Genomic DNA, 24,374 nt, shown 5'->3' on the forward strand with positions numbered 1-24,374 from the left:
ATGCCGAATTTCATCGACCGCCGGCTGAACCCCAAGGACCGCAGCCTCGGCAACCGGCAGCGTTTTCTGAAGCGGGTGCATGACGAACTGAAGCGCTCGATCCGCGATCAGGTCCGGTCCGACAAGATTGCCGATGTCGATGCCGCTCATGGCGTGCCGGTACCGAAACGCGGTGCCGACGAACCCAGCTTTCGCAATGCGTCAAACAGCGGTGAACGGCATCACGTGCTGCCGGGCAACGAGACCTTTTCGGCAGGCGACCGGATCGGCAAGCCGGATGCCGGCGGCGGTCAGGGTGCCGGACGCGGCGCCGGGCGCGGCGAAGGCGATGACGACTTCCTCTTCATCCTCTCGCGCGACGAGGTGCTCGATCTTTTCTTCGAGGATCTGGAGCTTCCCGACATGGTGAAGCTCAACCTCAAGGAAACGGTGACCTACAAGCCGCACCGCGTCGGCTTCACCACCGCAGGCACACCCAGCAACATCAATGTCGGGCGCACGATGCGCAACAGCTTTGGTCGGCGCATTGCGCTGCGCCGCCCGAGCGAGAAGGAATATCAGGCGGTCGCCGACGAGATCGCGGCGCTGGAAAACGAACCAAGCCTCTCCCAGCCGCAGCGCCGGCGGCTTGCGGCACTGCGCGAGGAATTGGAGGCGCTGGAGCGGCGGCGCAAGCGCATCGCCTATGTCGATCCCGTCGATGTGCGCTTCAATCGCTTCGAACGCCTGCCGCTGCCCAACGCCAATGCCGTGATGTTCTGCCTGATGGACGTTTCGGCCTCGATGGGCGAGCGGGAGAAGGACCTGGCGAAGCGCTTCTTCGTTCTCCTGCACCTGTTCCTCAAGCGCCGCTATGAGCGCATCGACATCGTCTTCATCCGCCACACGGATGAGGCGCACGAGGTCGACGAGGAAACCTTCTTCTTCAGCAAGCAGAGCGGCGGCACGGTGGTTTCGACGGCGCTTGAGGAGATGCAGCGGATCATTCTCGACCGCTATCCCTCGAATATCTGGAACATCTACGCTGCCCAGGCCTCCGATGGCGACAACGCCACGGGCGATTCCGAGCGCTGTGCAGCCCTTCTGCGCGACGAGTTGATGAAGCTCTGCCAGTACTATGCCTATGTCGAGATCATCGACGAGCGGGAGAGCGAGATTTTTGGCGCAACGGACAACGGCACGTCGCTGTGGCGTTCCTATCGAAAGGTCGATGGCGCGGTGCCGAATTTCCAGATGACCCGCATTGCAAGACCTGCCGATATCTATCCGGTTTTCCGCAAGCTTTTCGCCCGGCACAAAGCCGTGCAGCTCAGCCGGTGAAGGGCGGGACCATGGCAAAACGGCCCCCTTCCTCCCTGCTGTTCAACGGTTCCGAATGGAGCTTCGCAACCCTTTCGCGCGCCTATGAGGCCATCGAGGAGATCGCCGTCGGCGAGATGGGGCTGGATGTCTATCCTAACCAGATCGAGATCATCTCCTCCGAGCAGATGCTCGACGCCTATTCCTCGATCGGCATGCCGCTGATGTATCAGCACTGGTCCTTCGGCAAACGTTTCGTCTTCGAAAGCCATTTCTACCGCAAGGGACGCCGGGGCCTCGCCTATGAGCTGGTCATCAACTCCAATCCCTGCATCACCTATCTCATGGAAGAAAACACCATGCCGATGCAGGCGCTGGTGACCGCGCATGCCGCTTTCGGCCACAACCATTTCTTCAAGAACAACTATCTCTTCCGCCAATGGACCGATGCCGGAGCGATCCTCGGCTACATGGACTTCGCCAAGAAATACATCACCAAATGCGAGGAACGGCATGGCATCGCCGCGGTCGAGGAGATTCTCGATTCAGCCCATGCGCTGATGGACCAGGGCGTGTTTCACTATCGCCGTCCGCCCCGGCTTTCGCCGGCAAAGGTGACGGAGCGGGCGCGCGAAAGGCTGGAATATGAGGAGCAGACCTACAGCGATCTGTGGCGCACACTCCCGACAGCCGTCGGCAGCGCCGGCATAGAGGAAGCGGAGAAGGAAGCGCTGGAACGCAAGAAGGTGCTGAACCTTCCGGAAGAGAACCTGTTGTATTTTCTCGAAAAACACAGCCTGATCCTGGAACCCTGGCAGCGGGAAATCCTGCGCATCGTCCGCGTCATCGCGCAATATTTCTATCCGCAGGGCCAAACCAAGGTGATGAACGAGGGCTGCGCGACCTTCGTGCATTACACGATCATCAACCGGCTGTTCGACCAGGGCAGGATGAGTGAAGGCGCCATGCTGGAACTCTTGGCAAGCCACGCCAATGTGGTCTTCCAGCCCGGCTTCGACGACCCGCGCTTTTCCGGCATCAATCCCTATGCGCTGGGTTTTGCGATGATGCAGGATATCGAGCGCATCTGCACGAAACCGACCGCGGAGGACAAGGACTGGTTTCCCGACATTGCCGGCAATGGCGACAGCATGGGCACGCTGATCGACGCCTGGGAGAACCACCGCGACGAATCCTTCGTCCTGCAATATCTGAGCCCGGCGCTGATCCGAAAATTCCGCCTGTTCCACCTCTCCGACCTCGCCACCGACAGGTTCTGCGAGGTCGCGTCCATCCATGACGAGCGCGGCTATTCGGCCGTGCGCGCCGCACTTGCGCGCAACTACGACCCGAGCACGCACCGGCCGGATATTCAGGTGGTGGACGTCGACCTTTTGGGCGACCGCCAGCTTCGATTGCGGCACAGGATCCGCAATGGCGTCCTGCTGGACGAGGCCGAGCGTGACAGGACCCTTGCCCATATCCGCAGGCTTTGGGGCTATGGCGTCAGCCTGGCCGGTGTGGATAGCGCAACCGACAAGGTTCTCTACGAGTGCTCGTCAGCACAGGCATAAAAAAACGCCTCGCAGACTGCGAAGCGCTTTTGGAGGGCCGACCACACAAACGTGATCTGGCAATCTGTTCGACACGCGCCCGGGCGCCTGCCGGTGTGGCTTAGCCGAGGACCAGGAGGCCGGCAACGGCAGAGCGAATGTTGGCGCGCGAGATGCCGAGATCCTGCAGGGCGCGGTCGTCGAGGGCGCTGAGTTCGCGGACGGCACGGCGTTCGGCGGCGTTCTTCTTGAGCTTTGCGAAAACGTTCATGATCAACTCCTTTGTGTTGACCTGTAGATAGTGAATCGCGTGCCCAGAAAAAATGCATATGCATGCAGTGTAGGCATGCGTTTTTTGCATGGCGCCATCGGCTGGGTCCCACCCAGCGACCGCTGCACATTTTTTAGCCAAAAAAAACGCCCCGCAGGATGCGGGGCGTTCTGTAGGCTTTTCCGTTGAGCGCTGCCGTTTGTCGGCGCGTTCAGGTGTCCAGCGGCGTTAAGCGGCCTTGCGGTTTTCCACGTCGGTCGGGACCGTGGAGATCGTCTTCAGGATCTGCGACGCGATCTGGTAGGGGTCGCCCTGCGAGTTCGGGCGGCGGTCTTCCAGATAGCCCTTGTAGTCGTTGTTGACGAAGCTGTGCGGCACGCGGATCGAGGCGCCACGATCAGCCACGCCGTAGCTGAACTGGTGGATCGACGCCGTTTCGTGCTTGCCGGTCAGGCGCATGTGGTTGTCCGGACCGTAGACGGCGATGTGATCGGCGCGCGCTTCCGCGAAGGCAGCCATCAGCTCTTCGAAATAGTCCTTGCCGCCGACTTCGCGCATGTACTCCGTGGAGAAGTTGGCATGCATGCCCGAGCCGTTCCAGTCGGTGTCGCCGAGCGGCTTGCAGTGGTATTCGACGTCGATGCCGTACTTTTCGGTCAGGCGCTGCAGCAGGTAGCGAGCGAGCCAGATTTCGTCGGCGGCCTTGCGCGAGCCCTTACCGAAGACCTGGAATTCCCACTGGCCCTTGGCCACTTCGGCATTGATGCCTTCATGGTTGATGCCGGCCGCCAGGCAGATGTCGAGATGCTCTTCGACGATCTTGCGGGCGAGGGTGCCGACATTGCCGAAGCCGACGCCGCAATAGTACGGCCCCTGCGGAGCGGGGAAACCGGCTTCCGGGAAGCCGAGCGGGCGACCGTTCTGGTAGAAGAAATATTCCTGTTCGAAGCCGAACCAGGCGCCGTCGTCATCGAGGATAGACGCACGCGTGTTGGACGGATGCGGCGTCTTGGCGTCGGGCATCATGACTTCGCAGAGCACGAGGACACCGTTCTTGCGCTCAGGGTCGGGATAGACCGCGGCGGGCTTGAGCACGCAGTCCGAGCTCGAGCCTTCGGCCTGCAGGGTCGACGAGCCATCGAAGCCCCAGAACGGAAGCTGCTCAAGCGTCGGGAATGCGTCGAATTCCTTGATCAGGGTCTTGCCGCGCAGGTTCGGGGTGGGCTTGTAGCCATCGAGCCAGATGTATTCGAGCTTAAACTTAGTCATTTCGTTCTCTCACGTGACGCTGGTTCCAAGGCTGCCGGGCAATTCAACACATGACCGACAGCCGCTGCCTGTTAAAAAGCATTAATCGTGCCAAGTCGGGATCGGGGTGGGGAATCGTCGAAAAATAGCCATTCGACCACTGGTCGGCAGCAACGCTGCGATGCCGGAGCGCAAGAAAGCAGCGAATCGCACAAAAAACAGGCAAAATGCGATAGCCTTTGAGGCAATGGGGCAAATCGCAAACGCGGCGTCGGCAATGCCCTCGGTGGGGAGCACCGCGTGCCGGTCGGTGGGAGACGATGGTTAACGAGGAGTTGCTGTCTGGCGCCGCTCGGCGTCCCTCTTCACCGCCGCACTCCCGCGGGCAGCAAGCAGGGAGATGGCAACGCCCGTCAGCATCAGGCCGACGGCGCAGAGCACGACGGGGCGGAATCCCTGGCCGGCGTAAACCTCACCAAGACCGATCGTGCCGGCAAAGAGTGCGAGATAGGTGACGGTGCTGTTGAGGCCCATGATCGCACCACGTTGCTGGGGATCGAGTGCCGTCAGGCGCATGATAAGCACGTTGAGGCCGAGATGGTTGGCCAATCCCCACACGCCCATCAGGACGAGAAGGCCAATGAAACTGCCTGAGAAAACGAACATCAGGGAAAAGACTGCCGTGACCAGCACCATGAGGACGGAGAGCAGCAGCGGGCGAGCAAGATGGGTGTCGAGGAAGCGATCCAGCAAGGCGGCCGCGCCGAAACCCATGCCATAGAGGATCGTCGCCAGGCCGTTTGCGCTGACCGGCAAGCCGAGATCGGCATGCAGATGATCGCCGAGATAGGCGTAGACACCATAAAAGGACGCCATGAAGCAGCCGCAGACGGCAAGCAGCGGCAGCACGCCTTTCACCCTGAGCGCCGAGAGCGGCGTTTGCAGCCCGCCCGCCACCCCTTTCGTCGTCGGACGCCGGGCAATCGTGCCGGCGGCAAGGAGCGCGGCGCCGGCGAGGATGAAATAGAAGGCACGCCAGCCAAGCGTGTCGGCAATCAGGGCCGAAAGAGGCACGCCGCCGACCATGCTGAGGGTCCAGCCGGTGAGCACGATGCCGAGCGTACGGCTTTCGTGCCCGGGCGGGCCGGACACCGCCGCCAGCGTGTAGATCGCCGGCAAGGCCACGCCCGCGGCGATCCCGAGGCCGAATTGCGCGGCGATCAGCATTTCCGGGCCGATGGCTGTCCCGGCACCGGCAAAGCCGAACACCATCAGCAGCATGGTAATGGCCAGCATGCGCTGCGGCCCGATGCGGTCGATCAGTTGGCCGAGCGCAAGCGCACCGCCGGCCGTGCCGAGACCGAAGGCCGCCGAGGCGATCATTACCGTCTGCACGCTCGTGCCGAGAGCCGCTGCCATGGCCGGCGCTATCGGCCCGAGCGCCAGCGAATTCGACCCGATGAGACCGATACAGCCTGTCAGCGTCCAGACGATGGACGGTATGGCCGATAAGGGCATGCCGGGAGTTTGTTGATTGCTGTTCTGCATGAAGCTAGAATATGCGAACAAAATTCGGCAGCAACGAAGGAATTGAGGCACATGGAAAAAACAGATGACGTTCGGCAGAATGCCCGGCCGGTGCCACCGTCCGACGCCATGGATCGAAAACTGTTAGCCGAACTGGTGGAGGATGCGACCCTGAGCTATGCGGAGCTGGGCAAGAAAGTGGGCCTTTCCGCGCCGGCCGCGCATGAGCGCGTCAAGCGTTTGCGCCAGCGCGGCGCTATTCGCCGGGTCGCGGCGCTGATCGATCCGCAGGCGACGGACAAGACGCTTCTCGCCTTCGTTCACATCGATACGGCCGGCTGGGGCAAGACAACGGCGCTGATGGCGATCAGACGGTTTCCCGAGGTCGAGGAAATCCACTCGGTGACCGGTGATGCCTGCATGTTGCTGAAGGTCCGCACGGACGGCGCACATGCGCTCGAGCAATTGCTCGGCCATCTCTATGCCACGCCGGGCGTGAAGGCGACGCGCAGCTATGTCGTGTTGTCGACCTATCTCGAACGGCCCGTCCAGGCCGAAAAGACCGAAGACTGGCCGCCCTTCGACGTCCCGGCCTGACAGGAACATTGGAGCTGCCGCGACCGTCTGGTGTCAGCCGGCAGGAGCAGGCTTGGCCTCAAGGGTTTTCTGCCGATCGGCATAGACGCGGGCGAGCCAGGCGCAGACCATCAACTGGATCTGGTGGAAGAGCATCAGCGGCAGCACGATCGCGCCGATCGACTGCCCGGCGAAGATGACGCTCGCCATCGGCACGCCGCTGGCGAGGCTCTTTTTCGAGCCGCAGAAGACGGCCGTGATGCGGTCTTCACGGTTGAAGCCGAACAGTTTTCCGCCGAGGCTCGTGATGACGAGGATCACCGCAAGCAGCAGGCTGTCGATGACGAGGAGGAGGGCGAGATCTTCCACCGCCAGCCGCCGCCAGATTCCCTCCGTCACCGCCTCGGAGAAGGCGAGGTAGACGACCATGAGGATGGAGCCGCGGTCGAAGGGCGTCAGCAGCGTCTTTTTCGAGCGCACCCAGTTGCCGATGAAGGGTTGCAGCAACTGGCCTGCGATGAAGGGCAGGAAAAGCTGCAGCATGATCTTCCAGACCATATCGAAGGACACGCCGACATGGCCGCCCGCCGAAAACAGCAGGGCGACGAGGGCGGGTGTCAGGAAAATCCCGAGAATGTTCGACGTCGAAGCGGCGCAGATCGCCGCTGGCACGTTGCCCCCGGCAATCGAGGTGAAAGCGATCGACGACTGCACCGTCGATGGCAGGACACAGAGGAACAGCAGACCGAGATAGAGTGGCTGGTCGATCAGCCAGGGCGAGAAGAGACCAAGGCCGAGGCCGAGCAGCGGGAAAACCGCGAACGTCGTGACGAGGATGAAGAGTTGCAGGCGCCAGTGCAGGAAACCGGCAACCACCACGTCGGTGGAGAGACGCGCACCGTGCAGGAAGAACAGGAGGGCGATGGCGATGTTGGTCGCGACGCCGAACCACTCCGCCGCCACACCGGAGATCGGCAGCAGGGACGCGAGGAGGACGGCGCCGATGAGGAGCCAGGTGAAGGTATCGGGAAGAAGGCGTTTCATCTCGGTGCGTATTGTTGAGATCTCGACAGGCCGGTATTTTTAGCTATCCTATTTTACGATGCAAACAATAAGGCTTATCATGGAACGTGATATGCTTGATCTCGTCCAGTTGCGCAGCTTCGTCATGGTGGCCCAGACGAAAAGTTTCACGCTTGCCGCCGAGAGGCTGAAGCTCGGCCAGTCGACGGTCAGCCAGCACCTGCAGCGGCTGGAGCGCGGGCTGGGGCGGCGGCTCGTTGACCGCGACACCCATCTCGTCCGGCTGACGGTGGATGGGGAGGCGCTGTTGCCGCATGCCCGGCAGCTTCTCGCCCTCGAGCGGCAGGCGGCCGCCCAGTTCGATGCGGATGCGCCGCGCGGACCGTTCCGCTTCGGCATCTCGGAGGACCTCGTCAGCGGTCAGTTGCCGGGGCTGCTGGAAGACTTCATCGCCGACTATCCCTCCGTCGATCTCCAGCTTTCCGTCGCGCTCTCCAAGACACTGGCCGAGATGCAGGATCGCGGTGAACTCGACCTCGTCATGGCCAAACGCCGGATCGGCGAACAGCGCGGCGATGCCATCCTGCGCGAACCACTCGTCTGGCTTGCCAGCGATCCGGAGGCGGTGCTGGCAAAACCGGCATTGCCGCTCATCGTGTTCCCGCCGCCGAGCCTGACGCGCCTGCTTCTGATGGAAGCGCTGGAGCGCAACGGCACCCCGTGGCGTATCGTCTGCTCGTGCCAGAGCCTCAGTGGCCTGACCGCTGCGGCGCGGGCCGGCATGGGAGTGCTCGTCCAGCCGCGCAGCCTGGCGCCCGCCGGCCTTCGCGAGATTGTCCCGCCGGCTTTGCCGGCACTGGAGGACGTGGAGTTCGTGCTGGTGACATCACGTTCGGCCGATCACGCCACCGTCACCGCCTTCTCGCGCAAGGTGCGCGACCGGTTCGGCAAGGGCTTTGCCCTGCGACACGAAACATCCTGATACGGGGCGCGATAGCACGCTCGCCCGAGACGACACTGATACCCGGAGGAAACTAAAAATGCGCAATTTCGAAAGGCCGACGCGATCCGTCGCCGTGTCCCGTCAGACGATGGCAGCGACCTCGCATCCGTCGGCGACCCTTGCGGCGCTCCAGATCATGGAGGCCGGCGGCAACGCGATGGATGCCGCCATCGCCGCCTCGGCCGTACAATGCGCCGTCGAGCCCGGTTCGACCGGCATCGGCGGCGATTGTTTCGTGCTGTTCGCGCCAAACGGCTCGGACCAGGTCATCGCCTATAACGGGTCGGGCCGCACGCCGGCAGCGCTGACACTCGACTGGTTCACCGAGCGCGGCCTTGACGAGGTCCCGCGGCAATCTCCCGCCGCGGTGACGATCCCGGGCGCCATCGATGCGTGGGCGCGGCTCCATGCCGATCACGGCCGGATGCCGTTCGCCGATGTGCTCGCACCGGCCATCCGGTTTGCCGAAGACGGCTACGGCATCAGCCCGCGCGTTCACCGCGACTGGACGCTGGAGGAGACGGTCCTGGCGGCCGACCCGACGGCTGCGCGCATTTTCCTGCCGGCGGGGCGCGCGCCGCGGATCGGCGAGGTGCACCGCCAGCCGGAGCTTGCCGCGACCCTGAAGCGTATCGCCACAGACGGGCGCGACGGCTTCTATACCGGGCCGGTCGCCGAGGACATGGTCTCCTACCTGCGCTCACTCGGTGGGGTGCACACTCTGGAGGATTTTGCCGGTGCATCGGGTGAGTATGTCACGCCCGTCACCACCGATTTCCGTGGCCATACCGTGCACGAATGCCCGCCGAACGGCCAGGGCATCATCGCGCTGCTGATCCTCAACATCCTGAGCCGCTTCGACGCCAAGGGCGATCCGCAATCGCCCGATCGGCTCCATATCGAAATCGAGGCGACGCGGCTTGCCTATGCCGCGCGCGATGCCTGGATCGCCGATCCGGACAAGGCGGAGGTGCCGGTGGAGGAGATCCTGTCGGATGAGCTGGCCGACCGGCTGGCGTCGATGATCGACCTTCGCCACGCGCTGACCGACCTGCCGGCGTTCGACATGCCGCTGCATCGCGACACGGTCTACATTTCCGTCGTGGACCGCGACCGCAACGCCGTCAGCTTCATCAACTCGGTGTTCTACAGTTTCGGCACCGGTCTCGTCGCGCCGCGCTCGGGTGTGGTGCTGCACAACCGGGGCCAGAGTTTCTCGGTAAAGCCCGGCCATCCCAATGCCGTTGCACCGCTGAAACGCCCCCTGCACACCATCATTCCCGGCATGGTGACGCGCGGCGGCCGGGTGGAGATGCCCTTCGGCGTGATGGGCGGCTACTACCAGGCGATGGGCCACGCCCATCTTCTTTCCAAGGTCTTCGACTATGGCATGGACTTGCAGGAGGCCATCGACCTGCCGCGGGTGATGCCGCGCCCGGATGGAACGCGCGTGGAGGCCGAAGGCACGCTGCCGACGGCGACGGCGGAAGAACTGACGCGTCGCGGCTTTGACCTCGTTCCGACCGAGGACCCGATCGGCGGCGCGCAGGCGATCCGCATCGACTGGGAAAACGGCACGCTGATCGGTGGCTCGGAATCGCGCAAGGATGGTGTCGCGCTCGGCCTTTGAGGGGATGCCTTCAGGCGGAACCGGTGATGCGGTTGAGGACGCGGTCCAGCGCCTGCTTCAGCGCGTCGGATCCGCCCTTGCGATCGAAATCCTGAAAGACCTGCTCGTTCAGGCCGCCCTTGGTGGCGAATTCATGGCTCATCGCGATGAAGTCGACATCCTTGCCGGCAAGGAGGGCTGTCTCTGAAAGGCTGGAAAACAGAGGCGCGAGGTAGGCGCGACCCTTCTCCTCCGGCAGGCCGTTATCCGCCAGCCATTCGGTCGTGCGGTGCAGGATGCCGAAATAGGTGGCCATCAGGGCGCTGACGGCGGCGAGCAGATCATATTCGGCTTTCGTCTCGCATTCGACGGCATTGCCCAGCACGTTGAAGACCGCGGCGGTATCCGCGTCCGGCGGATAGACGGCGGTAACGCCCTTGCGCCGTGCGACGAACGGCAGGGGGATCGCCTGGGAAAGGCGTACATCCGCGCCGATCCAGTCGAGCAGAGCGGCGCGGCCGGTGGCCGCGACCACGCTGATAACCGTCTGGCCGTCGCAAAACCGCAGGGGTCGGATGACCTCCTCGGCGATCTGCGGGCGGATGGCCAGCACGACCGTATCGCAGCCGTCGACGATCGCCTGGTTGTCGCTCGAGACAAGCACGGCCGGGAAATCGGCGGCGAGCCTCGCCGAAATGTCGGCGCTGCGCTGTGACACCATGACATGCGGCACGGCCGCGGGTGCGGCGAGGAGGCCGCGCACCATGGCGTCGGTGATGGCGCCGGTTCCGATGAATCCGATTTTCCGGGGCAAGGGCATGATCATTCCGCAGCAGCAAGGGGACCGAAGGAGACGTCGGTCGTGTAGTTTTCGCGCAGAAACGCGATGAAATTGTCCTGGAACTGCCGCGTGTGCGCATGGGCCAGTTCGTCGGCCCGCTCGACATTCTTGGCGCGGATCGCGTCCAGCATCAGTTCGTGCTCGTCCGTCAGAAGGTAGCCATCGCCGGTGCGCTCCAGATATTCGAAATGCAGATGCAGCATGCGCTGGCCCTGGTTGAGCAGCCGCTCGTAGAAGGAGGCGAGATAGGCGTTCTTGCCGGCATAGGCGACGGCCATGTGGAACTGCTTGTTGGCCTCCGACATCTTCAGGTGCTGGCCGGTCTTCACCGCCGCCTCGAATTCCTTCTGCCGCTTGGCGATGATCTTGAGGTCCGCATCCGTACGCAACGCCGCGGCAAGCCGGGTGTTCATGCGCTGGGCGACGTCGAGGGCCTCGACATATTTCGGAAAGCTTGCCACCTCGATGGGCGCGACGATGGTGCTGCGGTTGGAGAGCGTCACCACCAGGTCCTCGCCGGCAAGGCGGATCAGTGCCTCGCGCACCGGCGAGCGCGACATGTCGAAGCGCTCCGCCAGCGTCGTTTCGTCGAGCAACTGGCCGGGCGGAAGGACCAGCGCAAGGATCTCGTTGCGCAGCGTGTCGTAGACGCTTTTCCAGCCCGTGCCGCGCACCCGTTTCATTTCAATTTCGTCAGACACTTACGTCCCTTTCCGCATTTCACGGCCATTGGGCCAGAAAAACCGGCGCGCAGCAATCGTAAAATTTCCGCTTGACTTTGTCGACACGTAGACGACATAAATTATCAAGTCGACACGGAGCCGACATAAAAAGACCAAATGAACGGCCAAAGCCGACGGGTGGAACCGCGCTGATCCAGCGCTCAAAAATGGGGAATGCACATGCTTTCGACAGTGATGACGTCCGCTCTGCGGGCGACGGCCGCGCTCGCCCTGCTGGCGGGCCTTTCGACCACTAATGCATCGGCCCAGACGGCCGAAGGTTACTGGCAGGGTGTCCAGAAAAGCGGCACGCTGCGCTGCGGCGCCGCCGTCGCCCCGCCCTATGTGATGCGCGACCCGGCAAGCGGCGAATATTCCGGCTTCTTCGCCGATCTGTGCCGCGAGTTTGCCGAGGTGCTGAAGGTCAAGCCGGAATTCGTCGATACGACCTGGGATAACATCGTCGCAGGCCTTCAGGCCGGAAAATGGGACGTCTCGCTGGCATTGAACCGCACGCCGGCCCGCGCCATGGCGGTGCAGTTCTCCATCCCGGCGATGGAGTACCAGATCTCGCTCGCCTACAACAAGGAGAACCCGAAGATTCCGGCCGGCGCTGCTGCGGTCGCCGATATCGACAAGGCCGATGTCACGCTCGCCGTCATGTCCGGCACGGCGCAGGACAAGGCAATCTCCGCTGCCGTCAAGAACGCGACGATCCTGCGCCTGCCCGGCAATGACGAGACACGCCTTGCCGTCGTCTCCCGCCGCGCCGACATCCTGGTCGATGCCTCCGACACCAACCAGCTCTTTACCCAGTCGAACCCGGATTGGGCGGTCGCGCTGAACCCCACTCCGGCGCTCGCCAAGCAGGGCGTCGCCTTCGGCCTGCCCCACCAGCTCGTCGCCTCCGATGTCGAAGTGGTCAACATCTTCCTCGAAGAACGCGTCGCAACCGGCCATGTCGACGCGCTGATCAAGAAGGCCGTCGACGACGTGCTCAAGGCTTCGAACTGAACGATCGGGGGGCCGGGTTCGCCCGGCTTCCCGCCCCCGTCCCGGCTGGAGAATCCGCATGACCGCCGCATCCGCTCCGCTTGTTTCCATTCAGTCGCTGCACAAGAGCTACGGCCCGCACATTCAGGTGCTGAAGGGTCTCGATATCGAGATGAAGCCCGGCGAGCGCGTCGTTGTCATTGGCCCCTCGGGCGGCGGCAAGTCGACGTTGCTGCGCGTGATGATGGGCCTCGAAAAGATCGACAGTGGCGCCATCACCTTCGGAGGCAAGCCCTATATCTCCTCATCCGATCTGGCGGCGAAGACGGTCATCGACACCGAGGTGCGCCGCTCCATCGGCATGGTGTTCCAGCACTACACGCTGTTTCCCCATCTGAGCGTCATCCAGAATCTCGTGCTCGCCCCGTGCAAGGTGCGCGGCGAGAAGAAGGCGAGTGCCCTGCAGCGGGCGCAGGCGCTGCTTGAACGCTTCGGCCTCGGCGCCAAGGCGAATGCCTTCCCCGCCCAGCTTTCCGGCGGACAGAAGCAGCGTGTCGCGATTGCCCGCGCCCTGATGCTCGATCCGAAGCTGATGCTGTTCGACGAGGTGACCTCGGCGCTCGATCCGGAGCTGGTGGCCGAGGTCGAGCAGGTCATCCTGCAGCTTGCGAACCAGAACCTGCCGATGATGATCGTCACCCACGACATGTGGTTCGCCAAGAACATCGCCTCGCGTGTCATCTTCTGCGCCGGCGGCGTGGTGGTCGAGGACGGTCCGCCCGAGCAGGTGCTGGGCGCGCCGCGCGAGGAGCGCACGCGCGAGTTCATCGACCGCGTCTTCCACATCAAGCAATAGGGGGCAGCGGTGAACTATACGTTCGATTTCAACGCCGTCTCGCTCGGTCCGCTAATCGAGGGCCTGATCGTCACGCTGGAGCTGACGGTCGCGGCCAATCTCATCGGCGTCATTCTCGGCTTTCCGCTGGCGCTTTTGCTCATGAGCCGCATCGCCGTCATTCGCTGGCCGGCAACGCTTTTCGTCGAGTTCTTCCGTTGCACACCAGCGATCGTGCAGATCGTCTGGTTCTTCTACTGCGTGCCCATGCTGTTCAACGTCTTCCTCGGCTCGATGACGATGGGCATCCTCGCGCTTGGCCTCAACCTCATGGCCTTCAACGCCGAGGCCTATCGCGCCGCAATCCAGGCCGTGCCGCGCGAGCAGGTCGATGCCGGCATCGCGCTCGGGCTGAACCCTTTCCAACGCGTGTTCTACATCGTGCTGCCCAATGCGCTGCGCGCTTCCATTCCCGTGCTGTTGACCAACGGCATCGTCATCTTCCAGCAAAGCGCACTGGTCGCCATCGTCGCGGTGCAGGATCTCATGTACCAGGCAAAGACGCTCGCCACCGAGACCTACCGCCCGATCGAGACCTTCACCATCGCGGCACTCATCTACTTCGCGGTATCGTTCCCCGTCACGCAGGTCGTCGGCTGGCTCGAACGCCGCCGCCAGGTCCTGACGAGCTAGGAGGAAAGCATGACGCTCGATTTCTCCGTTCTTCTCCGCTTCCAGGAAGCGCTCGCCGTCGGCCTCTGGACGACGATCAAGCTGACGCTGATCTGCGTCGTGCTCGGCTGCTCGCTCGGCTTCCTTGTCGGTCTCGCCCGAACCTCGCCGAGCATCATCGTCCGCGGCATTGCCAGCGTCTATGTCGAATTTTTCCGGGGAACGCCGGTGCTGATCCAGCTGTTCTGGATCTTCTTCTGCCTGCCACTGGTTCTCGGCGTCGAACTCTCGAACCTCGCCTCCGGCGTCATCGCGCTGACGCTCTACATGGGCGCCATCACCAGCGAGACCTTTCGCGCATCGTTGAAGTCCGTCGGCCGCGAGCAGCTGGACGCCTGCATTGCGCTCGGCCTGCCGCGCCACGTTCAAGTGGTCAATGTGATCCTGCCACAAGCAGTGCTGCGCGCCGTTCCAACACTGCTGTCCAACTGCGTCAGCCTGTTCAAGGAAAGCGCGCTCGTCTCGGCCGTCGGCATGGCCGACCTGATGTTCGTCGGCCAGAACATTTCCAACAACACGGCCCGACCCGTCGAGGTGCTGACCATCGTCGCGCTCATCTACTTCGCCATCGCCTTCCCGCTGACACGCGCCGTCACGCTCATCGAAGGCCGCATCCTCAAGAAACTCGCCATCTAGGAGAAAAACCATGAAACTGTCCGGCGTTATGCCCGCCCTCGTCACCCCCTTCGACGCCAACAACCGGGTCGACTTCAAGGCTTTCGAAAAACACCTGACCAACCTTCGCGCCGCAGGCGTCACCGGCTGGGTGCCGCTGGGCTCGACCGGCGAATATTTCTCCATGTCGAACGACGAGCGCGAGGACGTGCTGAAGTTCGTCAAGGATTTCGCCAAGGAAGGCGAGGCGCTGATCGCCGGCACCAATGCGCCCGCCACCCGCGAGGTCATCGAGAACACCTTGCGCGCCAAGGAAATCGGCTATGACACCGTGCTGCTTGCCACCCCCTTCTACACGCGCCCGACGCAGGACGAGCTTCTCGCCCATTACCGCGCGGTGCTCGACGCCGCCGACGTCAATCTGGTGATGTACAACTACCCGCCGAAGGACGGCATCGAGATCGGCTTCGATCTGATGGATGCGCTGGCGGACGACCCGCGCGTCATCGGCATCAAGGAAAGCTCGGGCGTGCTGCAGCGCGCCGTCGATATTCACGCCCGCTATAACGGCCGTATCGACCTCATCTCCGGCTCGGACGATATCGCGCTCGACTTCATGTTCTGGGGCGCCGATTGCTGGATCTGCGGCCCGGCGAACTGCATGGCGGAGGCCTGCGTCGATCTCGACCGGACCTTCCGCTCAGGTGACCTTGCCAAGGCACGGGAGAAGATGACGGTACTCTACCGGGCCATGAACATCCTGGAGAGCGGGAAGTTCGTGCAAAAGATCAAATATGGTTGCGAGCTCCAGGGCACGCCGGTCGGTACCTGCCGTGCGCCGCTCGGCGAACTGACCGAGTCGGAAAAGGTCGATTTCCGCGCGGCCATCGCGCCGATCCTCAACTGACGATACCGAGCCGGAGGCACTGCCTCCGGCGCTTCGTCCCAGGAGCAGTCCCGTGTCATCCATTGCCGTTGTCGGCGCCGGCATTATCGGCACCACCATCGCCTACGCTCTCCAGCGCCGCGGTTTTGCCGTGACGCTGGTCGACCGCGATGCGCCCGGCAAGGGCGCCTCCTACGGCAATATGGCGAGCATCGCCGTCACCGAGTTCATGCCCGCCTCGCGCCCCGGCGTGTGGGCGCAGATGCCGAAATGGCTGCTCGATCCGGAGGGGCCGGTACGCATTCGGCCCGCCTATATGCCGAAACTCGTGCCGTGGTTCCTGCGCTTCCTGGCGGCCAGCCGTCCTTCGAAACTGCGCGAACTGGAGGCGGCAGGAGCAGCACTTTGCGGCCGCGTCCATGAAGATCTCGATGCCCTGTTGAGGGAAACCGGCCTCACCTCGATGCTGAGCACGGAAGGTTGTCTCAGCCTCTATGCCGACGAGGCGGAATTCCGCGCCGACCGCGAACACATCGACATCCTCGAACGCTTCGGCTTCCGCCACGACATCCTCGGCGGCAATGCCATCCGCGATCTCGAACCGGCCTTGACGACGACGATCGCCAAGGCCGTGCGCTTCCCCGACAACCGCTCCATTGCCGATCCCTATAAGCTGGTGACGGCACTTGCAGCACAGTTCCAGGCCTTGGGCGGCGTGATCCAGACCGGCGACGTCGTCGGCTTCGATGAAGGCGAGGGGAGCGTTTCGGCGCTGCGGCTGGCCGATGGCCGCCGTCTCGCCGCCTACCGTGTCGTGCTGGCGGCCGGCGCCTTCACGGGGCGCCTGTCGAAACTGCTCGGCGAGCCCATCCCGCTCGAAACCGAGCGCGGCTACCACACGCAGATCATGGCGCCCGGCATTTCCATGCGCCACTCGATCATCTGGCCCGCCCGCGCCTTCATGGTGACACCAACGGCCGGCGGCATCCGCGTCGGCGGTACGGTCGAGATGGCCGGCCTCGATGCGTCACCGGATTACCGCCGCGCCAGAATATTGGTCAAACGCGCGAAGGAAGCGCTGCCAAACCTCAAGGCCGAACAGACGAGCGAATGGATGGGCCATCGCCCCGCCTTGCCGGACACCGTACCGGTCATAGGCCCATCGGCAAGGCTCAGGAACGTACTGTATGCTACCGGCCACGGCCATCTCGGTCTAACCTACGCCGCCACGACAGGTCGGCTGATTGCCGATCTCGTGACGGGCGCCAAGCCGGCCATCGACCTCAAACCTTACCGCGTCGACCGTTTCTGAAAGGATTTTTCATGCGTAGCGAACTCTATATCGACGGCAAGTGGAAAGCCTCGTCCGACGGCGGAACCTTCGAGGTGATCAATCCGGCGACGGAGGCGGTGATCCACCATATCGCCGCCGCCACCGCCGAGGATGTCGACGCGGCCGTCAAAGCCGCCCGCCGCGCTTTCGACGTGGACGGCTGGCCAGAGACATCGGGCGCCGAGCGGGCAAAATACCTGCGCGCCATCGCCGCCGGCATCCGCGCCCGGCAGGCCGAGATCGCCGGCCTCGAAGTCATCGACAACGGCAAGCCCTTCCCGGAAGCCGCCTGGGACATTGCCGACGCGGCCGGCTGCTTCGACTTCTATGCCGGCCTTGCCGAGCAGCTCGACACCAATCCGGAAGAGCCCATTCCGCTTGCCGACGATCGTTTTACGTCCAAGGCGGTGCGTGAGCCGATCGGTGTCGCCGGCGCCATCATCCCGTGGAATTACCCACTGCTGATGGCATCTTGGAAGGTCGCCCCGGCGCTCGCCGCCGGCTGCACGGTCGTGTTGAAGCCCGCCGAGATCACCTCGCTGACCGCGCTGGAACTTGCGGCCATCGCCGACGAGGCCGGCCTGCCGCCCGGCGTGCTCAACATCGTCACCGGCGCGGGCTCCGTCGCCGGCCAGGCGATCATCGATCACAGCCAGGTCGACAAACTCGCCTTCACCGGCTCCGGCCCGGTCGGCTCGAAGATCATGGCCGCCGCCGCCCGCGACATCAAGCGCATCAGCCTCGAACTCGGCGGCAAGTCGCCCTTCGTCGTCTTCGATGACAGCGACATCGAAAAGGCCGTGGAGTGGATCCTCTTCGGCATCTTCTGGAACCAGGGCCAGGTCTGCTCCGCCACCTCGCGTGTGCTGGTGCAGCAGGGCATCTACGAAAGGCTGCTGGCGCGGCTGATCGAGGAGACGAGCCGCATCCGCATCGGCAGCGGCCTTGAGGACGGTGTGCTGCTCGGCCCGCTCGTCTCGAAGAAACAGTACGAACAGGTCGTCGCCGCCATCGAGGCGGCGAAGGTGGCGGGCGCGACGGTGGCCTGCGGCGGCACGCGGCCGGAGGGTTTTGATAAGGGCTATTATCTTCGCCCGACCGTTCTGACCGACGTGCCGCTCGACAGCGCCGCCTGGAGGGAAGAGATTTTCGGACCGGTCGTCTGCCTGCGTCCTTTCACGTCGGAAGAGGAGGCGATCGCTCTCGCCAACGACAGCCGCTTCGGTCTCGCCGCCGCCGTCATGTCGGCGGACGATGCACGTGCCGAGCGCGTGGCGAAGGCCTTCCGCGCTGGCATCGTCTGGATCAACTGCTCGCAGCCGACCTTCACCGAAGCGCCCTGGGGCGGTTACAAGGAATCCGGCATCGGCCGAGAACTCGGCCGCTGGGGTCTCGACAACTATCTGGAGACCAAGCAGATCACGAAATATGTGAGCGAAGAACCCTGGGGCTGGTACATCAAGTAGGGGCCGGCGCCATGCATTTCGAAAAATCCCTCGACCTGCTGCTCGTCCATTGCCAGGGCGAGCTTGGCCATGTGCTGATGGGCGGTGCGCCGGAAATCCCCGGCGCCACCATGCTCGACAAGATGAACCATATCAACACGGTGGATGACAGTCTGCGCCGCTTCGTCACCTTCGAGCCGCGCGCCCATGTTGCCCAGTCTGTGAACCTCATCATTGCGCCCACGCGGGACGGGGCGGATGCCGGCTTCATCGTGCTACAGGCCGACCGGGCGCACCCGATGTCCGGCAGCAATTGCATCTGCGTCGTCACGGCCCTTCTCGAAAGCGGCCGGGTGGCGATGCGCGAGCCTGAGACCGTGGTTCGCCTCGATACGCCGGCCGGCCTTGTCGTGGCGCGGGCGCGCTGCGAGGGCGGGCGCTGCCTTTCCGTCAGCCTCGACAACGTGCCGAGTTTTGCCGAACTGCTGGATCACGCCATCGACACGTCCTGGGGCCGCATCACGGTCGATATCGCCTTCGGCGGCGTCTATTATGCGCTGGTGGATGTCGGCCAGGTCGGCCTTGTCATCGCGCCGGACAATGCAAGGGCACTTGCCGAAGCCGGCATCGAACTGAAACGGCTTCTCGCCGATCAGGTGAAGGTGCGGCACCCGACGCTGAGTGGCGTCGATGAGATCGCCTATGTCATGTTCCGCGACCGCGAGCCCGACGGCGCTATCCGCACCTGCACCACGCTCCAACCGGGGCGGGTCGACCGGTCGCCCTGCGGCACGGGAAGTTCCGCCAATCTCGCCACGCTGTTTGCCCGCGGCGCGGTGTCGGTGGGTGATGCCCGCACCTCCCGCTCCATCATCGGCGGAGAATTTCTGGCCGAGGCGATCGGCGAGGCCGAGATCGGCGGGCGCCGCGCCGTGCTGCCGCGCATCACAGGGCGCGGCTATGTCTATGGCCGCTCGCAACTGCGTGTCGATCCGGGCGATCCCTTTGCCGCCGGTTTCGCGCTGTCGGATACGTGGGGACCGCAGGTCGGTCTGTTGGGGTAGACATATGGAAAAACCATTGCAGGGACAGACCGTTCTCGTCACCGGCGCATCGGGCGGCATTGGCGCCGCCATCGTCGAGCGCCTGGCGGCAGAGGGCGCCCGGCCGATCATTCACTATGGGCGCGATGCTGCGGCTGCCGAGGCGCTGCTTGCCCGCATCAACGGCAACGGCCTGCTGGTGCAAGCGGATCTTGCGGCACCGGACGGCCCGTTTGCGCTGTGGCAAAAGGCGCTCGCCGCCGCCGGACGCATCCACGGCCTCGTCAACAATGCCGGCATCCGCACGGAGATTTTCATCGACGCTGCGCCCGAAGACTGGAAAGCCGCGTGGCAACGGGAGTTCCAGATCAACTTCTTCGCCGCCGCCGATCTCTGCAAGGAAGCCATCCGCCACTTCAAGGCGACAGGCGGCGGGCGCATCGTCAATATGGCGAGCCGTGCCGGACAGCGTGGCTATGCGGCCGATGCCATGCCCTATGGCGCGACCAAGGCAGCGCTAATCAATCTCACGAAATCCATCGCCCGCAGTTTTGGCGCCGATGGCGTGACGGCCGTGGCCATCGCCCCCGGCTGGGTGCGCACCGACATGGCCGAAGACTTCATCGCCACGCACGGCAAGTCCGTAGCGGTCGCGGACATCCCCATCGGCGAGATGGCGTCACCCGCCGAGGTGGCCGAACTCGTCGCCTTCGTCCTGCGCCCCTCGCAGGCCTCGCTGAACGGCGCAACGCTCGACGTCAACGGCGGCAGTTACATCCGGTAAGATCAGGAGGTTTCCATGAAGCGTTTCGAGAACAAGGTCGCGGTCGTCACCGGGGCCGGCGGCGGCATCGGTTCGGCGATTGCGCGGCGGCTGGCTGCCGAGGGCGCGCTGGTGGTGGTAACGGATGTCAACGGCGACGCCGCGGCGACGGTGGTGCAGGATATCGCGCAGGATGGTGGTCGCGCGGTGGTGATTGCCGCAGATATCACGCGGAAAGACGCGTGTTTCAACCTTGTCAAACAGGCTTTTGCGCTTGAAGGCCGGGTCGACGTGCTGGTCAACAATGCCGGCATCAACCGGCGTGGCAATCTGCTGTCGCTGTCTGACGAGGATTGGGCCACGAGCTTCGCCGTCAACCTGGATTCGATGTTCCATCTCTGCCGCGCCGTGCTGCCGCACATGATCGCGGCCGGCGGCGGCGCGATCGTCAACACCGCCTCGCAATGGGGCCTCCATCCCGCGCCGAACCATATCGCCTACAACACGACCAAGGCGGCAGTCGCCGCCTTCACGCAAAATCTCGCCCGCGACTACGCGCCGGACAAGGTGCGCGTCAACGCCGTCTGCCCCGGCGAAATCCACACACCAATGCTGGAGGCCGGCGTCAAACGCTCCGGCCGCACCATCGCCGATCTCGACAGGCTCGTTCCCTTCGGCCGCATCGGCAAACCGGAAGAGGTCGCGGCCCTTGTCGCCTTCCTCGCCTCCGAAGAGGCCGCGTTCATGTGCGGCTCCTTGGTGGAGATCACCGGGGCGCAGGCTGTCGCCTGACGCGACGCCTATCGGATTTCGGGTCTCACGGGTTTTCCCCGTCCGCCTTGCCCGAAAACGCGCGCCGGACGATGCCGTGGCGTTGCAGTTTGTCGTAGAAGGTCTTGCGCGGAATGCCGAGGGCGGCAATCGTCTCCTGCACGTCGCCGCCATGGGTGGAGAGCGTGTCCCGGATGATCTCCGCCTCCAGCCGCTCCAGCCGTTCCGGCAGCGTACCACCAGCATCGAGCACCGGGGGCGCGGACGCCACAGGCGGCATCGGTGTCACGCCCAGCACGGTTCGCTCGGCGAAATGGGCGAGTTCACGCACATTGCCCGGCCAGTCATGATCGGCAAGATGCCGCAGGATGCCGGCGGAAAGGGCCGGCACGTCGCGCTGGAAGCGCTGGGCCGCGCGTTCGGCGAAGTAACTGAAGAGAAGCGGAATGTCGTCCCGGCGCTCGCGCAGCGGCGGGATGGAGAGCGAGATGACGTTCAGGCGGTAGTAGAGATCCTCGCGGAACGTCTTGCGCTGCTCGGGATCGGCAAGGTCGACCTTGGCCGCCGCGACGACGCGGATATCGACGGGCCGCACCTCGTTGGTGCCGAGCGGCGTGACCTCGCGCATTTCGAGCACGCGCAGCAACTGCACCTGGGTCGAAAGCGGCATGCTTTCCAACTCGTCGAGGAAGAGCGTGCCGTCGCTTGAATGTTCGATGCGGCCGATGCGCTTCTTCTGGGCGCCGGTGAAGGCACCCGGCTCGTGGCCAAACAGCTCGCTTTCGATCACCTGTTCCGGCAGCGCGCCGCAATTGAGGGCGACGAAACTGCCCTTCGAGCGACGGCTCCAGCCGTGCAATAGACGCGCCACCACCTCCTTGCCGCTGCCCGTTTCGCCGGTCACCAGCACGTCGACATCCGTGTCGGCGATCTGGCGCAGCGTCTGGCGCAGACGGTCCATCACCGGCGTCTGGCCGATCAGCGGAAAATCGTCCTCGGCCTGCCGGGCTGCCTCCCTGAGGCGGCGGTTTTCCAGCACGAGGCCGCGTTTTTCGGCGGCACGGTGCACACACTGGATCAGCCGCTCAGCGGGGAAGGGCTTGGCGATGAAATCGTAGACGCCATCCTGGATGGCCTTGACGGCCGTCGGAATGTCGCCGTGGCCGGTGACGAGGATCACCGGAACTTCCGGGTCGATGCCGCCGATGCGTTCGAACATTTGAAGCCCGTCCATGCCGGGCATGCGAATATCGGACACGACGACGCCGGCGAACGTCCTGTCGATGCGGGCCAGCGCGTCTGTGGCGGCACCGAACGGCGTGACGTCGAAGCCGGCCAGTTCCAGCGTCTGGGCGGTCGCATGCAGAAGCTGCCGGTCGTCGTCGACGAGGAGGACGGGCATGGTCATGGTAGAACCTTTCGCAGATGGACCTTGAAGCAGGCCCCGCCGGCATCCGTCTCGACCTCGAGCCGCCCGCCATAGTCGGAGACGATGTCCTTGGCGATGACGAGGCCGAGCCCGAGGCCCTTTTCCTTGGAGGTGTTGAAGGGCTCGAAGAGCGAGCCCAGAATGGTCGGTGAAATACCGGGGCCGTTGTCGGCCACTGAAATGGCGACCTCCCCATCGGTGACCGCGATGGACACATCCACCCGCCCGTCCGTTCGCTCCGCAACGGCTTCCAGCGCGTTCTGGAAGAGATTGATGAAAACCTGTTCGAGCCTGAGCCGGTTACCCAGGACGGCAAGACCCTGGGGCATCGGGCTTATGATCAGCCGCTCAAGCCGGCCGGTAAAGCGGCTGCGCAGCAGCATGATGGCACCGTCGATGACCTCCTGCAGCACGACCGGTTCCTCACCCGACCGGCCCTTGCGCGCCAGCGCCTTCAGGTCCTCGGTGATCGTCGCGATCCGGTCCGTCAGATCGGCAATGAGGCCGAGATTTTCGAGCACCGGCTCGGGCTTGCTGCGCGCCAGAAAGACCTTGGAATTGTCGGCATAGGCACGGATGGTGGCGAGCGGCTGATTAATCTCGTGCGCCACACCGGCCGCGACCTGACCGAGAATGGCCAGCCGGTTGGCCTGCACGAGATCCTGCTGCACGGCCTGCAATTTCGTTTCGGTTTCCCGATGTTCGGCGATTTCGACTTGCAGGTGGTCGCGGGCAAGGCTGAGATCCATCGTGCGCTCGATCACGCGGCGCTCCAGTTCGTCGCGCGCCGCCTGGTCACGGGCGGCGTTGGCAAGCGATGTCTGGCGGCGGCGCAGCCAGATCGCCGCGGCGATCGTGGTCACTCCAATCGCGATGAGGGCGAGAAGCTGCGCCTCGCGCATGCCGGCCGAGACCGGGCCGGCGACCGGTACGAGATATTCGAACTGCCAGGGCGTCGAGACCACCGGCGCGGTGATGCGCAGATAGGTTTCTGCGCCGCCGCCCGGCTGTACGGCGCGAAGCAGGCCGTCCGCCATCCGCTCGAAGGGCAGCGGCGTCAGCGGCGCTTCGCCGAATTGCAGGCTCTCGCGAATGGCCGCAAGGTTTTCTGCCGGCAGCGGCTCGGTCGTCATGAAACGCCAGGAGGGGATGCTGGTGATCAGCACCACATGGTCCGCATCGACGATATAGGAGGGGCGTCGCGTCTCGTGCCAGTCGCGTTCAAGCTGGTCGAACTCCATCTTGACGACGACGACGCCGAGCGGGGCGGCGGCCGGGCCGATGCGGTGCGAAATATAGAGGCCTGGCCGTTTGCTGACCGAGCCGAGCGCAAAATGTTCGGCCGTGCCGTCCTTCATCGCGCGGGAGAAATAGGCGCGAAACGAATAATCGTTGCCCACGAAACTCGTCGGTTCGCGCCAGTTGCTCGCTGAAATCGCGACACCTTTCGTGTCGATGACATAGATCACCGCAGCACTGGTGCCAGCCACCAGTTCCTCCAGCTTGCGATCGAGAAAGGAACGCCGGGCGGAGTCCGATCCGGCCAAAGCCTCGGTGACGTCCCGGTCGCGCGACAGCAGGAAGGGGAGGGCGCGCGGGCGTTCCAGCACGGCGCGCAGCAGCGCGACCTTGAGACTGGCATCGGCATGCCCCTGTTCCTCCAGCGCCGACAGGGCCGCGGACCGGCCATAGACGCCGGCTGCATGGAGTGCCGCGATGGTGATCAGCAGGAGGGCAAGGGCGAAAGCGATCCATTGCCGCCGTGCTGTGCGGGAAAGGTCTGCCGCTGTGCGGTTTGGTGAGGGCGCCTGCATTTATAATTTTGAGCATGAAACCGCACGAAACTCAATGCATTGC

The 24,374-nt window shown here is 64.1% G+C and carries 23 protein-coding genes; 15 read left to right on the forward strand and 8 right to left on the reverse strand.

The features are described from left to right. Together GR138_RS23990 and GR138_RS23995 are read left to right on the forward strand one after the other, a co-directional pair. Positions 1 to 1,320 carry a YeaH/YhbH family protein gene (locus GR138_RS23990; protein ID WP_160861799.1) on the forward strand — a complete coding sequence of 440 codons (1,320 nt, stop codon included), beginning with the start codon at positions 1 to 3 and terminating at the stop codon, positions 1,318 to 1,320. Positions 1,321 to 1,331: 11 nt separating this feature from the next. Beyond that, positions 1,332 to 2,873, forward strand: coding sequence for a SpoVR family protein (locus GR138_RS23995; RefSeq protein WP_160861800.1), 1,542 nt, complete (start codon positions 1,332 to 1,334; stop codon positions 2,871 to 2,873). A gap of 100 nt (positions 2,874 to 2,973) precedes the next feature. Here the strand turns inward: GR138_RS23995 and GR138_RS24000 are convergent, their stop codons facing one another. The 3 genes from GR138_RS24000 to GR138_RS24010 form a co-directional block, all read right to left on the reverse strand. After that, positions 2,974 to 3,123: a DUF1127 domain-containing protein gene (locus tag GR138_RS24000; protein WP_083243217.1), complete on the reverse strand. Its 150-nt coding sequence runs from the start codon at positions 3,121 to 3,123 to the stop codon at positions 2,974 to 2,976. A gap of 228 nt (positions 3,124 to 3,351) precedes the next feature. Continuing rightward, positions 3,352 to 4,392 carry a glutamine synthetase beta-grasp domain-containing protein gene (locus tag GR138_RS24005; RefSeq protein ID WP_160861801.1) on the reverse strand — a complete coding sequence of 347 codons (1,041 nt, stop codon included), beginning with the start codon at positions 4,390 to 4,392 and terminating at the stop codon, positions 3,352 to 3,354. A 303-nt stretch (positions 4,393 to 4,695) separates the two neighbouring features. Then, entirely contained in the window at positions 4,696 to 5,889 is a 1,194-nt protein-coding gene (locus GR138_RS24010; protein ID WP_246200668.1) for an MFS transporter, read from the reverse strand. Positions 5,890 to 5,970: 81 nt separating this feature from the next. Here GR138_RS24010 and GR138_RS24015 point away from each other — a divergent pair, with 81 nt between their 5' ends. Then, a complete protein-coding gene (locus tag GR138_RS24015) occupies positions 5,971 to 6,495 on the forward strand; it encodes an Lrp/AsnC family transcriptional regulator (protein ID WP_160861803.1) in 525 nt (174 codons plus the stop codon). Between the two features lie 33 nt (positions 6,496 to 6,528). On the opposite strand, the gene GR138_RS24020 is transcribed toward GR138_RS24015, so the two are convergent. Continuing rightward, positions 6,529 to 7,518 carry a bile acid:sodium symporter family protein gene (locus tag GR138_RS24020; RefSeq protein ID WP_160861804.1) on the reverse strand — a complete coding sequence of 330 codons (990 nt, stop codon included), beginning with the start codon at positions 7,516 to 7,518 and terminating at the stop codon, positions 6,529 to 6,531. A 91-nt stretch (positions 7,519 to 7,609) separates the two neighbouring features. Here GR138_RS24020 and GR138_RS24025 point away from each other — a divergent pair, with 91 nt between their 5' ends. Then, complete coding sequence (locus tag GR138_RS24025) at positions 7,610 to 8,479, forward strand: LysR family transcriptional regulator (RefSeq protein WP_160861805.1); 870 nt, start codon at positions 7,610 to 7,612, stop codon at positions 8,477 to 8,479. A gap of 58 nt (positions 8,480 to 8,537) precedes the next feature. After that, positions 8,538 to 10,130, forward strand: coding sequence for a gamma-glutamyltransferase (ggt, locus tag GR138_RS24030; protein WP_160861806.1), 1,593 nt, complete (start codon positions 8,538 to 8,540; stop codon positions 10,128 to 10,130). A 10-nt stretch (positions 10,131 to 10,140) separates the two neighbouring features. Here ggt and GR138_RS24035 read toward each other — a convergent pair whose 3' ends face one another. Both GR138_RS24035 and GR138_RS24040 read right to left on the reverse strand, forming a co-directional pair. Then, a complete protein-coding gene (locus GR138_RS24035; RefSeq protein WP_160861807.1) occupies positions 10,141 to 10,929 on the reverse strand; it encodes a pyrroline-5-carboxylate reductase in 789 nt (262 codons plus the stop codon). A 2-nt stretch (positions 10,930 to 10,931) separates the two neighbouring features. Beyond that, on the reverse strand, positions 10,932 to 11,651 hold the full coding sequence (locus GR138_RS24040; RefSeq protein WP_160861808.1) for an FCD domain-containing protein: 720 nt from the start codon (positions 11,649 to 11,651) through the stop codon (positions 10,932 to 10,934). A gap of 201 nt (positions 11,652 to 11,852) precedes the next feature. Here GR138_RS24040 and GR138_RS24045 point away from each other — a divergent pair, with 201 nt between their 5' ends. The 10 genes from GR138_RS24045 to GR138_RS24090 are packed head-to-tail and all read left to right on the forward strand — an operon-like array spanning position 11,853 to position 21,109. After that, positions 11,853 to 12,686 carry a substrate-binding periplasmic protein gene (locus GR138_RS24045; RefSeq protein ID WP_160861809.1) on the forward strand — a complete coding sequence of 278 codons (834 nt, stop codon included), beginning with the start codon at positions 11,853 to 11,855 and terminating at the stop codon, positions 12,684 to 12,686. 58 nt (positions 12,687 to 12,744) lie between these two features. After that, positions 12,745 to 13,521: an amino acid ABC transporter ATP-binding protein gene (locus GR138_RS24050; protein ID WP_160861810.1), complete on the forward strand. Its 777-nt coding sequence runs from the start codon at positions 12,745 to 12,747 to the stop codon at positions 13,519 to 13,521. A 9-nt stretch (positions 13,522 to 13,530) separates the two neighbouring features. Beyond that, complete coding sequence (locus tag GR138_RS24055) at positions 13,531 to 14,193, forward strand: ABC transporter permease subunit (RefSeq protein ID WP_160861811.1); 663 nt, start codon at positions 13,531 to 13,533, stop codon at positions 14,191 to 14,193. 9 nt (positions 14,194 to 14,202) lie between these two features. Continuing rightward, complete coding sequence (locus GR138_RS24060; RefSeq protein WP_160861812.1) at positions 14,203 to 14,868, forward strand: amino acid ABC transporter permease; 666 nt, start codon at positions 14,203 to 14,205, stop codon at positions 14,866 to 14,868. A 10-nt stretch (positions 14,869 to 14,878) separates the two neighbouring features. Further along, positions 14,879 to 15,754, forward strand: coding sequence for a dihydrodipicolinate synthase family protein (locus tag GR138_RS24065; RefSeq protein WP_160861813.1), 876 nt, complete (start codon positions 14,879 to 14,881; stop codon positions 15,752 to 15,754). A 52-nt stretch (positions 15,755 to 15,806) separates the two neighbouring features. Then, positions 15,807 to 17,045, forward strand: a complete 1,239-nt coding sequence (locus GR138_RS24070) for an FAD-dependent oxidoreductase (RefSeq protein WP_160861814.1) — start codon at positions 15,807 to 15,809, stop codon at positions 17,043 to 17,045. Between the two features lie 11 nt (positions 17,046 to 17,056). Continuing rightward, positions 17,057 to 18,532 carry an aldehyde dehydrogenase family protein gene (locus GR138_RS24075; RefSeq protein ID WP_160861815.1) on the forward strand — a complete coding sequence of 492 codons (1,476 nt, stop codon included), beginning with the start codon at positions 17,057 to 17,059 and terminating at the stop codon, positions 18,530 to 18,532. A gap of 11 nt (positions 18,533 to 18,543) precedes the next feature. Beyond that, positions 18,544 to 19,575: a proline racemase family protein gene (locus GR138_RS24080; protein ID WP_160861816.1), complete on the forward strand. Its 1,032-nt coding sequence runs from the start codon at positions 18,544 to 18,546 to the stop codon at positions 19,573 to 19,575. Between the two features lie 4 nt (positions 19,576 to 19,579). Then, positions 19,580 to 20,338: an SDR family NAD(P)-dependent oxidoreductase gene (locus GR138_RS24085; RefSeq protein ID WP_160861817.1), complete on the forward strand. Its 759-nt coding sequence runs from the start codon at positions 19,580 to 19,582 to the stop codon at positions 20,336 to 20,338. Between the two features lie 15 nt (positions 20,339 to 20,353). Further along, positions 20,354 to 21,109, forward strand: coding sequence for an SDR family NAD(P)-dependent oxidoreductase (locus GR138_RS24090; RefSeq protein WP_160861818.1), 756 nt, complete (start codon positions 20,354 to 20,356; stop codon positions 21,107 to 21,109). A gap of 25 nt (positions 21,110 to 21,134) precedes the next feature. Here the strand turns inward: GR138_RS24090 and GR138_RS24095 are convergent, their stop codons facing one another. Continuing rightward, entirely contained in the window at positions 21,135 to 22,496 is a 1,362-nt protein-coding gene (locus tag GR138_RS24095) for a sigma-54-dependent transcriptional regulator (protein WP_160861819.1), read from the reverse strand. Next, positions 22,493 to 24,331 carry a sensor histidine kinase gene (locus tag GR138_RS24100; protein ID WP_160861820.1) on the reverse strand — a complete coding sequence of 613 codons (1,839 nt, stop codon included), beginning with the start codon at positions 24,329 to 24,331 and terminating at the stop codon, positions 22,493 to 22,495. Before GR138_RS24100 ends, GR138_RS24095 begins: the two co-directional genes overlap by 4 nt. Between the last annotated feature and the right edge of the window lie 43 nt (positions 24,332 to 24,374).

Source organism: Shinella kummerowiae (assembly GCF_009827055.1).
Taxonomy (GTDB): Bacteria; Pseudomonadota; Alphaproteobacteria; order Rhizobiales; family Rhizobiaceae; genus Shinella; species Shinella kummerowiae.